Origin of the sequence: Pseudomonas pergaminensis (assembly GCF_024112395.2) — a bacterium.
Taxonomy (GTDB): domain Bacteria; phylum Pseudomonadota; class Gammaproteobacteria; order Pseudomonadales; family Pseudomonadaceae; genus Aquipseudomonas; species Aquipseudomonas pergaminensis.
Map to the genome: position 1 here is coordinate 4,324,923 of NZ_CP078013.2, position 14,231 is coordinate 4,339,153.

10 protein-coding genes and 4 tRNA genes are annotated in these 14,231 nt (G+C 61.0%); 6 read left to right on the forward strand and 8 right to left on the reverse strand.

Annotation, left to right across the window (positions count from 1 at the left end; all coding sequences use genetic code 11):
* Nucleotides 1-311 precede the first annotated feature (311 nt).
* The 4 genes from KUA23_RS19465 to KUA23_RS19480 all read right to left on the reverse strand — a co-directional run bounded on the left by KUA23_RS19465 (nucleotide 312) and on the right by KUA23_RS19480 (nucleotide 794).
* A tRNA-His gene (locus tag KUA23_RS19465) sits at nucleotides 312-387 on the reverse strand.
* An 80-nt stretch (nucleotides 388-467) separates the two neighbouring features.
* Nucleotides 468-552: transfer RNA gene (locus KUA23_RS19470), tRNA-Leu, on the reverse strand.
* A gap of 57 nt (nucleotides 553-609) precedes the next feature.
* Nucleotides 610-685 (reverse strand) — tRNA-His (locus KUA23_RS19475).
* 32 nt (nucleotides 686-717) lie between these two features.
* A tRNA-Arg gene (locus KUA23_RS19480) sits at nucleotides 718-794 on the reverse strand.
* Between the two features lie 279 nt (nucleotides 795-1,073).
* Here KUA23_RS19480 and folD point away from each other — a divergent pair.
* Both folD and pbpG read left to right on the forward strand, forming a co-directional pair.
* Nucleotides 1,074-1,928 (forward strand): bifunctional methylenetetrahydrofolate dehydrogenase/methenyltetrahydrofolate cyclohydrolase FolD, encoded by an 855-nt coding sequence (gene folD / locus KUA23_RS19485; RefSeq protein ID WP_078049280.1) that lies wholly within the window; start codon nucleotides 1,074-1,076, stop codon nucleotides 1,926-1,928.
* Nucleotides 1,929-2,136: 208 nt separating this feature from the next.
* Complete coding sequence (gene pbpG / locus KUA23_RS19490) at nucleotides 2,137-3,060, forward strand: D-alanyl-D-alanine endopeptidase (protein WP_078049281.1); 924 nt, start codon at nucleotides 2,137-2,139, stop codon at nucleotides 3,058-3,060.
* Between the two features lie 151 nt (nucleotides 3,061-3,211).
* On the opposite strand, the gene KUA23_RS19495 is transcribed toward pbpG, so the two are convergent.
* Nucleotides 3,212-3,874 (reverse strand): peptidase C39 family protein, encoded by a 663-nt coding sequence (locus KUA23_RS19495; RefSeq protein ID WP_099492946.1) that lies wholly within the window; start codon nucleotides 3,872-3,874, stop codon nucleotides 3,212-3,214.
* A 210-nt stretch (nucleotides 3,875-4,084) separates the two neighbouring features.
* Between KUA23_RS19495 and KUA23_RS19500 the strand changes: the two genes are divergently transcribed.
* Nucleotides 4,085-4,246: a hypothetical protein gene (locus KUA23_RS19500; RefSeq protein WP_178076807.1), complete on the forward strand. Its 162-nt coding sequence runs from the start codon at nucleotides 4,085-4,087 to the stop codon at nucleotides 4,244-4,246.
* Here KUA23_RS19500 and KUA23_RS19505 read toward each other — a convergent pair.
* Nucleotides 4,243-4,653, reverse strand: coding sequence for a PA0061/PA0062 family lipoprotein (locus KUA23_RS19505; RefSeq protein ID WP_100492435.1), 411 nt, complete (start codon nucleotides 4,651-4,653; stop codon nucleotides 4,243-4,245). The two genes, KUA23_RS19500 and KUA23_RS19505, sit on opposite strands and share 4 nt — an antisense overlap.
* Before the next feature lie 225 nt (nucleotides 4,654-4,878).
* Here KUA23_RS19505 and KUA23_RS19510 point away from each other — a divergent pair, with 225 nt between their 5' ends.
* Genes KUA23_RS19510 through KUA23_RS19520 form a run of 3 tightly spaced genes read left to right on the forward strand, consistent with a single transcriptional unit; the run spans nucleotide 4,879 to nucleotide 10,661 of the window.
* On the forward strand, nucleotides 4,879-8,100 hold the full coding sequence (locus KUA23_RS19510; RefSeq protein ID WP_252992682.1) for an efflux RND transporter permease subunit: 3,222 nt from the start codon (nucleotides 4,879-4,881) through the stop codon (nucleotides 8,098-8,100).
* Nucleotides 8,090-9,259 (forward strand): efflux RND transporter periplasmic adaptor subunit, encoded by a 1,170-nt coding sequence (locus KUA23_RS19515; protein WP_252992683.1) that lies wholly within the window; start codon nucleotides 8,090-8,092, stop codon nucleotides 9,257-9,259. Before KUA23_RS19510 ends, KUA23_RS19515 begins: the two co-directional genes overlap by 11 nt.
* Nucleotides 9,243-10,661, forward strand: coding sequence for an efflux transporter outer membrane subunit (locus tag KUA23_RS19520; RefSeq protein ID WP_100490259.1), 1,419 nt, complete (start codon nucleotides 9,243-9,245; stop codon nucleotides 10,659-10,661). The genes KUA23_RS19515 and KUA23_RS19520 overlap by 17 nt, the downstream gene beginning before the upstream one ends.
* 57 nt (nucleotides 10,662-10,718) lie before the next feature.
* On the opposite strand, the gene KUA23_RS19525 is transcribed toward KUA23_RS19520, so the two are convergent.
* Complete coding sequence (locus KUA23_RS19525; RefSeq protein ID WP_078049286.1) at nucleotides 10,719-12,002, reverse strand: Zn-dependent hydrolase; 1,284 nt, start codon at nucleotides 12,000-12,002, stop codon at nucleotides 10,719-10,721.
* Nucleotides 12,003-12,182: 180 nt separating this feature from the next.
* The gene (locus KUA23_RS19530; RefSeq protein ID WP_078049287.1) at nucleotides 12,183-13,670 is read right to left on the reverse strand and encodes an NCS1 family nucleobase:cation symporter-1; all 1,488 of its coding nucleotides are present in this window, start codon (nucleotides 13,668-13,670) and stop codon (nucleotides 12,183-12,185) included.
* Nucleotides 13,671-14,231: the final 561 nt, after the last annotated feature.

The following is a 14,231-nucleotide window of genomic DNA, read 5'->3' on the forward strand; positions in this document are numbered from 1 at the left end:
TACTGGAAATACGCCCGAAAACAGCCGGCAATTTATCGGTACGAAGGCACTGATGCACCCCGCCCCGGTGACAAATACAGCCCATCACGCCAGGGCTCTGCGCCGCCCCTTCTATATATAGAAGAAGTCGTCATCCATCTCCCTGACGGCCAACCCCGCAAACAGGGCTGGCTGGCAGCGCAGCATCATCGAGATACACAAATACGATGAAACGCCCTGCCGTCGCACCCCATTACCTGCAGGCGCTGGATATTTCGAACCGCTAAAACCAAAAAAGGCGCCAGACTGTTAAATCTGGCGCCTTTCGAATATGGGGTGGACGAAGGGGATCGAACCCTCGACAACGGGAGTCACAATCCCGTGCTCTACCAACTGAGCTACGCCCACCATATTGCGTTAACAAAGAAACCAAACCACTTCTTCTTTGTTGAGCCCTACCCTGTTTTTCAACGGGGCCAAGCTTTATTTGGTGCGGATGAAGAGACTCGAACTCTTACGCCTCGCGGCGCTGGAACCTAAATCCAGTGTGTCTACCAATTCCACCACATCCGCGCTTGAAGCTCTTAAAGCAAAGGCGCCAGACGATTAATCTGGCGCCTTTTAAAAATATGGGGTGGACGAAGGGGATCGAACCCTCGACAACGGGAGTCACAATCCCGTGCTCTACCAACTGAGCTACGCCCACCATATAGCGCTACTTGTGCCAAAGCTGCCTGATGGCGCACCCGGCAGGACTCGAACCTGCGACCATCCGCTTAGAAGGCGGATGCTCTATCCAGCTGAGCTACGGGCGCCTGATTAATCTGTACTCTTGGAGGATTACAAACTAAGTGCTTCCAGCCTTGCAGAACAACACGCCATTCTGCTCGACCTTCTTAACCAGTGCTAGGCTGTGCCCGACAAGTGCGACGAATAGTATAGACGCCCTCGAAACCCGTCAAATCTTTTTTGAAAAAAACTGATTTTATTTAAGGGGTTAGGGCAATTTGCAGACCAAGCGCCTTTGCCCTCACGTCCTGGCATGCGAGAATGCGCGCACTTTTCTTCCCCCTCTCGATGGTTAATCACGCGTAATGACTGCACAACTTATCGACGGCAAATCAATCGCCGCCAGCCTGCGCCAGCAGATCGCCAAACGAGTCACCGAGCGCAGCCAGCAAGGCCTGCGCACGCCGGGCCTCGCGGTGATCCTGGTCGGCAGCGATCCTGCCTCTCAGGTTTATGTCTCGCACAAGCGTAAAGACTGTGAAGAGGTCGGCTTTATTTCCAAGGCCTACGACTTGCCTTCCGAGACCACCCAGCAGGCCCTTACCGACCTGATCGACGGCCTCAACGACGATCCGGCGATCGACGGCATCCTGCTCCAATTGCCACTGCCCGAGCACCTGGACGCCTCCAAACTGCTGGAGCGCATTCGCCCGGACAAGGATGTCGATGGTTTCCACCCTTATAATGTCGGCCGCCTGGCCCAGCGTATCCCGCTGCTGCGCCCGTGCACCCCGAAAGGCATCATGACCTTGCTGGAAAGCACTGGTGTCGACCTGTACGGCCTCGACGCCGTGGTCGTCGGCGCGTCCAACATCGTCGGTCGCCCGATGGCCATGGAACTGCTGCTGGCCGGCTGCACCGTGACCGTCACCCACCGCTTCACCAAGGACCTTGCCGGCCACGTTGGCCGCGCTGACCTGGTGGTCGTCGCCGCCGGCAAGCCGGGCCTGGTCAAGGGTGAGTGGATCAAGGAAGGCGCCATCGTCATCGACGTAGGCATCAACCGCCAGGACGACGGCAAGCTGGTCGGCGACGTGGTGTACGAAACCGCCCTGCCCCGCGCCGGCTGGATCACTCCAGTGCCAGGCGGTGTCGGGCCGATGACCCGCGCCTGCCTGCTTGAGAACACCTTGTACGCCGCCGAAACCCTGCACGATTAATAACCAGGCGTACTGAAAAAGCCCTGCTTTATCGCAGGGCTTTTTATTGCCCGCAATAAAACCTGTTTTTTCTTAGTTTTTAAGCACTTTCGTCCGGTTCTAGAAGAACATTCGACAGTTTCTGATCCATACTCCTAAAATGTAACGGCATTTATCAAAAACCCGTTTCCGAACGGTATTTCCTTACTTTTTTAGCGAGTTCATCCGCGTGAAAATTCGTCTTTCTATCATCAGCCTATTTTTCGCTTTCACAGGCCACTTCGCGCACGCCGCCGAAACCACCCAGGCCCCGCGTGATACGTCCAAGCTGCAAATCGCCTCTGGCAGCGCCATGCTGGTGGATCTGCAGACCAACAAGGTCATTTATTCCAGCAACCCGGACGTGGTGGTGCCCATCGCTTCGGTGAGCAAATTAATGACTGGCCTGATCGTGCTCGAAGCCAAGCAGAACATGGATGAGTACATCGATATCAACATCACCGACACGCCGGAAATGAAAGGCGTGTTTTCGCGCGTGAAGATCGGCAGCCAGATGCCGCGCAAGGAAATGCTGCTGATCGCCCTGATGTCCTCGGAAAACCGCGCCGCCGCGAGCCTGGCCCACCACTATCCGGGTGGTTATGCAGCCTTCATCGCCGCGATGAACGCCAAGGCCAAGGCGCTGGGCATGACCAGCACGCATTATGTCGAACCCACGGGCCTGTCGATCCACAACGTGTCCACCGCCCGCGACCTGAGCAAATTGTTGGCCGCCGCGCGTCACTACCCGTTGCTGAGCCAACTGAGCACCACCAAGGAAAAGACTGTGTCGTTCCGCAAGCCCAACTACACCCTGGGCTTCTCTAACACGGACCACCTGATCAACCGCGCCAACTGGGACATCAAGCTGACCAAGACCGGCTTCACCAACCAGGCCGGCCACTGCCTGGTGCTGGTGACCAGCATGGGCAACCGTCCGGTGTCGCTGGTGATCCTGGATGCCTTTGGCAAATTCACTCACTTTGCCGATGCCAGCCGCATTCGCAACTGGGTCGAGACCGGCAAAAGCGGTTCGGTGCCGGATGTGGCGTTGCGCTACAAGGCTGACAAGAACCTGAAAAACCGTCCTAACGCCGCCGAAGTACGTCGCTGATCACACACTGATGCAGGAGCTGGCGTGTGTGGGAGCTGGCTTGCCTGCGATCGCATCACTGCGGTGTAACTGGAACACCGCAGTGCCTGCATCGCGGGCAAGCCCGGCCCCCACACAACCCCGCTCCCACACTGGAGCGTTGGTGTGTTGTTTACTTGCGTTCCGCCAGCACCTTCAGCGCCTGCGCCGCCGCGCGCTCCTGCCCCGCCTGGCCCGTCGCGTTGGCCGCATCCCGCCAGCGCTGCGCGTCCACATTCGCCGGCAACTGGCTCGGGCGCTGGGTGAGGATCGCCCAACTTCCGGCGCTGTTCCACTTTGACTCAAAGTCGCTGAAGCTCATCAACAACCGCCGGTCCATGCCCGAGCGCAGCAACACCGTGCTTTTCTGTTGATTGAAACCCACCACAACCACGTAGCGCGCGTCCGACCACAGCCCGCCGCCGATTCGCGCCATCACTGGATAACCCGCCGCCACCTGTGCCAGCACCGCTGTCAGCTTGGCGTCCACCGGGTACACCATCAGCCCGTACTCGCGCGCCAGCACCTGCATGTTGCGCTCAAGGTCCGCTTCGCCGCCCGGCAGGTGCAGCGGCTTATCCAGCAACCCCGGTGTCATGACAATGCCTTGTTGCGACAGCATGCTGGCTAATGCCGTAGGACCGCTCTGATAAGCCTCGCTGCGAAACGTCGGCACGCCATTGAGTTCGACACGTTCCGGCAGGCCCGCCAGTTTCGACGGCGTCGCGGAACAGGCCGCAAGCCCCAGGGCGCAGGCCAATAGAACGGATGTTTTAAGGTTCGACCGTAACCGCAATTTTCTACTCTCTTGATCAACTGCCGGTAAGGGCCTTGATCATAGGACGCCCGGCCACGTGGGTATAGCCCGCGGGCTTAGTAAAGGGAATGGATAGAGCAAAGAAGTTGGAAGGACACGACCATTGGTCAATAGCAGGCAACGGTCAGGTAGCTAGACTGTCCATTGAGAAGACTGTGTGTGCCCCGGACGGGGCGAAAGGAGGCCCGAATGAGCCTTGCAACAACGATTTTCCTATTGATCTGCGGTTGGCTGGCGGTTGCCGGCGCCATGTTGTGGGGGGTGTTGCGCATAACCCGCCGGCACCATCACCCCCACGTCAAACCCGCTGCACCTGCCAAGCCCCATAAGGCGGCAGTGCATCACGCCTAGCCAGGCATGCAATTGAAGTCCTGAGTCGCCGCGACTTCCTTGCCGTGGCCATCCATCAAGGCGGCGCGCACGGTGGTGCCGAGGCTGGATTCCACCAGGGTGTAGTGCTCACCCGCCTTGAAGTGCTTGTATTCGACGCGACCCTGGCAGTCCTGCTGGTTGTCGTCGCCCGGTTCTTCTTCGAACAGCGTTACATCCAAGCGATGGTCGCCCGGCGGCACTTCAAAAAAGCGCCCGTCATCCACGCGCTTGCCGTCTACACGCTCGGCCATCAGGTCGTTCGGTGCTTCTTCTTTCAGACCGATCCACGCTTCGCTCGGGTCAGCCTTGGGGATCGGGCCGGCGCACGCCGACAACAACAGCACGGCACCGAGGGCGGGAATCAACAGCAGTGGTTTGAGTGAAATGGTTTTGAGTGACTGGGTTTTGAGTGACATGGCAGGGCTCCAAAGCAGGACATGTGTCCGATGGGTTACAAGCTTGGGGAGCAGACCTGTGTAGAACAAATGAATACATATGAAACGATCTTCAGCGCCTACCTAAATGTTCCTTCACCTGGCTGAAAGGTGCGTGTTAGGTGGGTCGCGTGAGACTGCCGGGGTTTGCAATCCTGCTCCTCTGGAGGTTCACGCATGCTCGGGCTGGTAAAGACCGCACTGCAAAAGCCGTACACGTTTATCGTGTTGGCCATATTCATCTGCATCATCGGGCCGATGGCGGCCCTGCGTACCCCCACTGACGTTTTCCCGGATATCGGCATCCCCGTGGTCGCCGTGGTGTGGCAATACAACGGCCTGTCGCCGGACGCCATGGCCGGTCGGGTGATCTACACCTACGAACGCTCCCTGAGCACCACCGTCAACGACATCGAACACATCGAATCGCAATCGCTGCCCGGCATGGGCATCGTGAAAATCTTTTTCCAGCCTGGCGTGGATATCCGCACCGCCAACGCCCAGGTGACGGCGGTGTCACAAACCGTACTCAAGCAAATGCCCCCGGGCATCACGCCGCCGCTGATCCTCAACTACAGCGCCTCGACGGTGCCGATCCTGCAGATGGCGTTCTCCAGCCCGAGCCTCTCGGAAGCGAAGATCCGCGACCTGGTGCAGAACAATATCCGCCTGCCGCTGAGCGCCCTGCCCGGCCTGGCCATGCCCACGCCCATGGGCGGCAAGCAACGCCAGATCACCCTCGACCTCGACCCGCAGGCGCTCGCCGCCAAAGGCTTGTCGGCCCAGGACGTGGGCAATGCCCTGGCGTTGCAGAACCAGATCATCCCGGTGGGCACCGCCAAACTAGGCCCGAACGAATACACGATCCTGCTCAACAACAGCCCCAAGGCCATCGATGAACTCAACGACCTGCCGATCAAGACCGTCGACGGTGCGCTGATCACCATCGGCCAAGTGGCCCACGTACGCGATGGTTCGCCGCCGCAGACCAATATCGTGCGCGTCGACGGCCACCGCGCGGTACTGATGCCGGCGCTGAAAAACGGCAGCATCTCGACCCTGTCGATCATCGACGGCATCCGCCAGATGCTGCCGCGCATCAATGAAACCCTGCCGCCGTCGCTGAAGACTTCGCTGCTCGGCGACGCCTCGGTGTTCGTCAAGCAATCGGTGGGCAGCGTGGCCCAGGAAGGCATCATCGCCGCGTTGCTGACCAGCGCGATGATCCTGCTGTTCCTCGGCAGTTGGCGTTCGACATTGATCATCGCCGCCTCGATTCCGCTGGCCGTGCTGTCGGCCATCGCGCTGCTGGCGGTCAGCGGGCAAACCCTCAACGTGATGACCCTCGGCGGGCTGGCGTTGGCGGTGGGGATCCTGGTGGACGACGCCACGGTGACCATCGAAAACATCAACTGGCACCTGGAGCAAGGCAAGGCGGTGAAGACTGCGATCCTCGACGGTGCCGCGCAAATTGTCGGGCCGGCGTTCGTCTCGCTGCTGTGTATCTGCATCGTGTTCGTGCCGATGTTTTTGCTGCAAGGCATCGCCGGCTACCTGTTCCGGCCGATGGCCCTGGCGGTGATCTTTGCCATGGCCAGCTCCTTCATCCTTTCGCGTACGCTGGTGCCGACCCTGGCGATGTTCCTGCTCAAGCCGCACATGCCCGAGGCCGGTGCAGGGCATCATCCGGAAGATGCGTTCATCAACCACCACGAGGGCGAGCAGCACACAACACCACGCAACGCGGTGCTGCAATCGGTGCTGAATTTCCAGCAAGGTTTCGAGCGCCACTTCTCGAATATCCGTGACACCTACCACGGCCTGCTGACCCTGGCCCTGGGCAACCGCAAGGGTTTTATCGTCGGTTTCCTGGCCTGTGTCCTGGCGTCCTTCCTGCTGTTGCCCAGCCTGGGCCAAGACTTCTTCCCGGCCACCGATGCAGGCGCCCTGGCCCTTCACGTGCGTTTGCCACTGGGCACGCGTATCGAAGAAAGCGCCGCCGCCTTCGACCGCATCGAAGCGCGGATTCGTGAAGTCATTCCCGCCGAAGAGCTGGACACCATCGTCGATAACATTGGCATCCCGCTCAGCGGCATCGACATGGCCTACAGCAGCAGCGGCACCATCGGCCCGCAGGACGGCGATATCCAGGTCACCCTGAAAAAAGACCACGCCCCCACCGCCGACTACGTGAAAAAACTGCGCGAAGCCTTGCCGCAAAGTTTCCCCGGCAGCCACTTCGCCTTCCTGCCGGCGGACATCAGCAGCCAGATCCTCAACTTTGGCGCCCCGGCCCCGTTGGACGTGAAAATCTCCGGGCGCAGCGATGAAGAAAACCGTGCCTATGCGGTGGAGCTTGAGCGTCGCTTGCAGCACGTACCGGGCATTGCCGACCTGCGTATCCAGCAGTCCACCGGCTACCCGTCGCTGCAGGTGAACGTCGACCGCATGCGCGCCAATGGCCTAGGCATCACCGAGCGTGACGTGACCAACAGCATGGTCGCCTCCCTCGCCGGCAGCTCCCAGGTGGCGCCAACCTTCTGGCTCAATCCGGCCAACGGCGTGTCCTACTCCATCGTAGCGGCGACGCCGCAATACCGCCTCGACAGCCTGCCCTCACTGGAAGCCCTGCCGGTAACCGGCGCTGACGGTCAGTCGCAGATCCTGGGCGGCGTGGCGACTATTGCCCGCGTGCAAAGCCCGGCGGTGGTCACCCACTACAACATCGAACCGACCCTGGACCTGTACGCCAACGTGCAAGGCCGCGACCTCGGCGGCGTGGCCCGCGACGTGCAAAAAGTGCTGGACGACACCGCATCCATGCGCCCCAAAGGCGCGGTGATCAGCCTGCATGGGCAGATCGACGCGCTGCATGAAGCCTTCAGCGGCCTGAGCTTCGGCCTGCTCGGTGCGGTGGTGCTGATCTACCTGCTGATCGTGGTCAACTTCCAGTCGTGGGTCGACCCGTTCGTGATCATCACTGCTTTGCCGGCGGCCCTGGCGGGGATTGTGTGGATGCTGTTTCTCAGCGGCACGTCCTTGTCGGTGCCCGCCTTGACCGGCGCGATCCTGTGCATGGGCGTCGCCACCGCCAACTCGATCCTGGTGGTGAGCTTCTGCCGTGAACGCCTGGCCGAACATGGTGATGCACTGAAGGCCGCCCTTGAAGCCGGTTACACGCGCTTCCGCCCGGTGTGCATGACCGCCCTGGCGATGATCATCGGCATGTTGCCCCTGGCGATTTCCGAAGAGCAGAACGCCCCGCTCGGCCGCGCCGTGATCGGCGGCCTGATCCTCGCCACCACCGCCACCCTGTCGTTTGTCCCCGTGGTCTTCAGCCTGGTCCACGGTCGTCACCCTACTCGCGCAACTGCTGGAGAAACGTCTCATGTCGTCTGATCACAAACCCTCGCGCAAGCGTCTGATGCTCATGGGTGTCGGCGGCCTGACCCTGGCCGCCCTGTTGGTCGCCAACGGCCTGCACGCCCGCACATTGCACGAACAATCGGTCACCGCCTGGACCGAGACCGCCGCCGTCCCGCAAGTGATGGTGTTCCAACCGCAGCAGAATGCCGCGGGCGACACCCTGCGCTTGCCGGCGCACCTGGAAGCCTGGAGCAAGGCGCCGATCCACGCCCGCGTCAGCGGCTACCTCAAGGACTGGAAAGCCGACATCGGCACCCAGGTCAAGTCCGGGCAGATCCTCGCCGAGATCGACAGCCCCGACCTCGACCAACAACTGGCCCAAACCCATGCGCGGCTGGTGCAGGAACAGGCCAATGCACGCCTGGCCGCCACCACCGCCACCCGCTGGCAGAACCTGCTGGCCAGTCACTCGGTGTCGCGCCAGGAGGCCGATGAAAAAACCTCCAACGCCGCTGCCGCCAAAGCCAACGCCGAAGCCGCCGCTGCCGATTACGCCAGGCTTACGGCACTGGAAAGCTTCAAGACTATCCGCGCGCCATTCGCGGGCACCATCACTGCACGCAACACCGACATCGGCCAGTTGATCAAGGCCGATACCGACAGCGACCCGGAGCTGTTCAACATCGCCGACACCCACCAATTGCGCCTGTATGTGCCAGTGCCGCAGAACTATGCGGCGGTCATTCACCCAGGCCTCGAAGCCGAGCTGACCGTGCCCGAGCACCCCGGCGAGCATTTCAAGGCGCGCCTGATCGGCGACTCCACCGCCATCGACCGCCGCTCCGGCACCCTGCTCGCGCAGTTCGTCGCCGACAACCCCAATGGCGAGTTGCTGCCCGGCGACTACGCCGAAGCCACCCTGCCGATTCCAGCGGACACCCATGGCGTGAGCATCCCGGCCAGCGCGCTGATCTTCCGCGCCCAAGGCACCCAGGTGGCGGTGCTGGATGCGCAGAATCATGTGCACCTGCAAGACATCCACATCGGCCTCGACCTGGGCGAACGCCTGGTCATCGACCAAGGCCTGAAACCCACCGACCGCGTGGTCGACAACCCGCCCGACGCCCTGCGAGAAGGCGACCCGGTACAACTGGCCGACGCTTCTGGAGGTACGCATGCGCCCAAGGCTTAAGCCCCTCGCGGCGTTGATGCTGTTGGCGTTGCAGGGTTGCTCGATGGCGCCCACCTACACAGTGCCGTCACTTGACCTGCCCGCGAATTACCGCGAACAGACCAGCGATGGCCCGTGGCACAGCGCGCAGCCCTCCGACTCATTGGCGCCCGATTGGTGGACCCTCTACCACGACCCGCGCCTGAACGACCTGCAACAGCAACTGCTCAAGGCCAACCCGGACCTGGCGGCGGCACTGGCACACTTCGATGCCTCCCAGGCGTATGCCAGCCAGCTGCATGCCGGGCTGTTCCCGCAGATCACCGCCAGCGCGCAGCCATTGCGCCAGCGTCAATCAGACTCGCGGCCATTGCGGGGGACCACGCAGCCGTCGGTGTACAACAGCAATACGGCGGGGTTTTCGCTGAGTTATGACCTGGACCTGTGGGGCAAAATCCGCAACCAGGTCGCGGCCGGCGACGCCCAGGCACAAGCGTCCGGCGATGACTTGGCCGTGGCGCGCCTGAGCCTGCAACATCAGTTGGCGACGCTGTATGTGCAACTCAATGGGCTGGATGCACAGGCGCGGATTCTCAACAGTTCGCTGGAGGATTTCCGCCAGGCACTGCAACTGACCCGCAGTCGGTATGAGGGCCAGATTGCTTCGGAGCTGGACCTCACCCGCGCGCAAAACCAACTCGCCGAAGCCAAGGCGCAACTGGATGAAGTCCGCGGGCAGCGCAATCTTACTGAACACGCCATGGGTGAGTTGGTGGGTGTGGCGGCCAGTGACTTCAGCGTGCCGCCGAGCCAGCAACTGATCGCACTGCCGGGCATCCCGTCGCAGTTGCCGAGCCATCTGCTGCAACGCCGGCCAGACATCGCGGCGGCGGAGCGTCGCGTGTTTGCCGCCAACGCCAATATCGGCGTGGCCAAGGCGGCGTGGTACCCGGATTTCAGCCTGACCGGCTTGATCGGCGGCCAGACCCAAGGGGTTGGTAACTTGTTGTCCGCTAGCAATCGCTATTGGGCGCTGGGGCCGTTGGTGAACTTGCCGATCTTTGATGGCGGGCGCTTGAGCGCCAATGAACGCCAGGCCAAGGCCGAGTTTGAAGAAGCCTCGGCGCACTACCGCAGCCAGGTGCTGAAGGCCGTGCGCGAGGTGGAAGACAACCTGGCACAACTGCGCGATTTGCAGCAGGAGGCGCAGGATGAGCAAGCGGCGGCGGATGCGGCGCAGCACACCCAAGCGCTGGCCATGAACAGCTACCAGGCCGGGGCCGTGAGCTACCTGGACGTGGTGACGGCGCAGACGGCAGCGTTGCAAGCGCAGCGGACCTTGCAGGCGGTGCAGACCCGGCAGTTACAGGCGAGCGTCGGGCTGGTGACCGCGTTGGGTGGCGGCTGGCAGCCCTCTTCCTGACACTGTCCTTCCTCCGTAGGAGCCGGCTTGCCGGCTCCTACGGTGGGCAGTGAAGGCTTAGGCGGCGAGCTTGCCGCTGGCGATTGCCGCCGATGCGGCCACCATGGCGCGCAGCAGCACCGCACACCCTGCCGCCAGGTCATCCGGCGCGGCATTCTCGATTTCGTTATGGCTGATGCCGCCTTCACACGGCACGAAGATCATCCCCGCCGGGCCCAGTTCGGCGACGAAGATTGCGTCGTGCCCTGCCCCGCTGACGATGTCCATGTTCGACAGGCCCAGGCCATTCGCCGCATTGCGCACCGCTTCCACGCAGCCTTTGTCGAAGTACAGCGGCGGGAAGTCCGCGGTGGGCTCCATCTCGAAACTCAGCCCATGTTTGGCGCAGGTGTCTTCAATGACCTGGCGCACTTGGGCAATCATCGAGTCCAGGCGCGCCGGTTCCAGGTGGCGGAAGTCCAGGGTCATGCGCACTTCGCCGGGAATGACATTGCGCGATCCCGGATAAGCCTGCAAGCAACCCACCGTCCCACACGCATGGGGTTGATGACCCAGCGCTGCCGCGTTGACCGCCGCCACCACTGCTGCCGCGCCCACCAGTGCATCCTTGCGCAGGTGCATCGGCGTTGGCCCCGCATGCGCTTCAACCCCACGCAGCTTCAGGTCAAACCACTTCTGCCCCAGTGCGCCGAGCACCACACCGATGGTTTTCTTCTCGTCCTCAAGAATCGGGCCTTGCTCGATATGTGCTTCGAAATACGCACCCACCTTATGCCCACTGACCGGCCGCGAGCCCGCATAGCCAATCGCATTCAAAGCATCGCCGACGCTGACGCCGTCCACATCGACCTTGGCCAGCGTGTCCGCCAGGGTGAATTTCTCGGCGAACACGCCGGAGCCCATCATGCACGGCGGGAAGCGCGAGCCTTCCTCGTTGGTCCACACCACCACCTCCAAGGGCGCCTCGGTTTCCACCTTGAGGTCATTGAGCGTACGCAGCACTTCCACACCCGCCAGCACGCCAAAGCAACCGTCAAACTTGCCACCGGTGGGCTGGGTGTCGATGTGGCTGCCGGTCATCACCGGTGGCAGGTTGGGATTGCGCCCGGGGCGACGAGCGAAGATGTTGCCGATGCCGTCGACGGTCACGGTGCAGCCAGCGGCCTCGCACCACTGCACGAACAGGTCGCGGGCCTTGCGGTCAAGGTCGGTAAGGGCCAGGCGACAGACGCCGCCCTTGGGGGTGGCGCCGAGTCTGGCCAGGTCCATCAAGGATTGCCACAAGCGGTCGCGGTTGATGTGCTGATGGGTCGATTGCAGAACGTCGAGGGCAGCGTTCATGGGGGATCTCCTCAGGCTACATTTCTTATGGATTGACTCAATTCCATCAATGGAATGCGGTCATACATGTGGGAGCGGGCTTGCTCGCGAAGAGGCCGTGTCAGTCGCTGCAAATGTCGCCTGAAAGACCGCATTCGCGATGCGAGCCCGCTCCCACATGTGGATTGCATTTCAAATGATCTACAGTGGTGTTTTCACCGCGACCGGGCTGGCCCCGCGCTTGGCATTCAGGCCGTAATACAACAAGCCACCCAAGGCCGAACCGGTAAACCAGCCATAGCTGTAGAACCAACTGAACGCATCGCTGCCCAGTGACAGCAAGGTCAGCACCACCGGCACGCCAAAGGCGATGAAGCCGCTCCAGTTCCACGCCGGGTAAACGTCATCGCGGTACAGGCCCGCCAGGTCGAGCTGCTGTTTGCGGGTGATGAAGTAGTCCACCACCATGATCCCGGCAATCGGCCCCAGCAGGCTTGAATAGCCGAGCAACCAATTGGAATAAACGGTCTCCAGGCTCACCTCGGAAACGATCAGCCCGAGTTTTTTCAGCAGCTCATGGGCCATCAACGCCAACCCCACCAGGCCGGTCAGGATCACGGCGGTGGTGCGGTTGATCAGCTTGGGGGCGATGTTCTGGAAGTCGTTGGTGGGCGAGACAATGTTCGCCGCGGTGTTGGTGGACAAGGTGGCGATGATGATCAGCGCCATGGCAATGGCGACCCACACCGGGCTCTGGATATGCCCGATCAGGGTCACCGGGTCGGACACGCTGACGCCCACCAGTTTCACCGAGGCGGCGGTCATGATCACGCCGAGGGCGGCGAACAGGAACATGGTCAGCGGCAGGCCGAATATCTGCCCGAGGATCTGGTCCTTCTGGCTTTTGGCGTAGCGGCTGAAGTCGGGAATATTCAATGACAAGGTGGCCCAGAAACCCACCATCGCCGTGAGGCCGGCCATGAAGTAACCGGTAAGGCTCGCGCCCTCGGGACGCTTGGGCGGGATCGCCATCAGTTCGCTGATCGACACGTTAGGCATCGCCCACACCAGCAGGCCAATCCCCACCGCCACCAGCAGCGGCGCCGACAGGGTTTCAAGGCGCTTGATCGATTCGGCACCGCGCAGCACCACCCACAAATTCAGGCACCAGAAAATCATGAAGCCAATCACTTCACCCGTGCCGCCGAGGGATTTCCAGCCCTCGAAAATCGAGCCCAGGAACAGGTGGATCGCCAACCCGCCGAACATCGTCTGGATACCAAACCACCCGCACGCCACCAGTGCCCGAATCAGGCACGGCACGTTCGAACCGAGGATGCCAAACGACGAACGCAACAGCACCGGAAACGGTATGCCGTACTTCGTGCCAGGGAACGCATTGAGGGTCAGCGGGATCAGCACCACGATGTTGGCGAGCAAAATCGCCATCAGCGCTTCGCCCACCGACAGGCCGAAATACGCAGTGAGCACGCCGCCCAACGTGTAGGTGGGCACGCAGATCGACATGCCGACCCACAGCGCGGTGATGTGCCACTTGTTCCAGGTGCGTTCATGCACCTTGGTCGGTGCCATGTCGTGGTTGTAGCGAGGGCTGTCGAGGACGTCGGGGCCGGCGTCGAGTTCGTACAGGCCGTTGCGCTCAATGACTTGCGATCTGTTCTGTTGCATGGCCGCTCCACGGTTTTTTCGAATTATTGTTGCTCGCCTGCCATTGGGTGCAGGCGGCCGGAGTACCTCGTAAACAACATGACATCACGGGTCCGGCCAGCCGCCACTGCACTCAATAACCGTGCCGACAACCGATACCGCACCTACACCGCGTATATAACTGGCTGATGTTAATCAGCTTTCCGATTGAGCCTTCGGTACTTGCCGCGTTACTCAGGCTAGATAACGTGGAAGTTGCCCGAACGATCAGGACTCAATCTGGTGCAACACAATTATTTTTATTCACTGCCTTCGTCAAGAGGCATGTCTCAAGCGTCTGATTTGCAATAAGAAATGTTGCTCAATTTAAGAACCTGTCAAGTGCGTCAAAATGGTGAGAGCGCGCTACATTTTGGTGATTTCAAATTTTTTGCCTTATTAATCAATGAATTAAACACGATATAAGCTTATAAAAAATCTTCTTGCCCAATCGAAAAACTCGGGCTAGTTTCTATTCCTGTCACCGATGACAGGAATTAACCGACCATCGGTAAGCAGCATTACAACACTTAGAACTGGCAC

Bases quoted from the DNA above. Each gene is read 5' to 3' on its own strand.
- folD (WP_078049280.1), top strand. From the start codon at position 1,074: ATGACTGCACAACTTATCGACGGCAAATCAATCGCCGCCAGCCTGCGC.
- KUA23_RS19500 (WP_178076807.1), top strand. From the start codon at position 4,085: ATGAGCCTTGCAACAACGATTTTCCTATTGATCTGCGGTTGGCTGGCG.
- KUA23_RS19510 (WP_252992682.1), top strand. From the start codon at position 4,879: ATGCTCGGGCTGGTAAAGACCGCACTGCAAAAGCCGTACACGTTTATC.
- KUA23_RS19515 (WP_252992683.1), top strand. From the start codon at position 8,090: ATGTCGTCTGATCACAAACCCTCGCGCAAGCGTCTGATGCTCATGGGT.
- KUA23_RS19520 (WP_100490259.1), top strand. From the start codon at position 9,243: ATGCGCCCAAGGCTTAAGCCCCTCGCGGCGTTGATGCTGTTGGCGTTG.
- KUA23_RS19525 (WP_078049286.1), bottom strand. From the start codon at position 12,002: ATGAACGCTGCCCTCGACGTTCTGCAATCGACCCATCAGCACATCAAC.
- KUA23_RS19530 (WP_078049287.1), bottom strand. From the start codon at position 13,670: ATGCAACAGAACAGATCGCAAGTCATTGAGCGCAACGGCCTGTACGAA.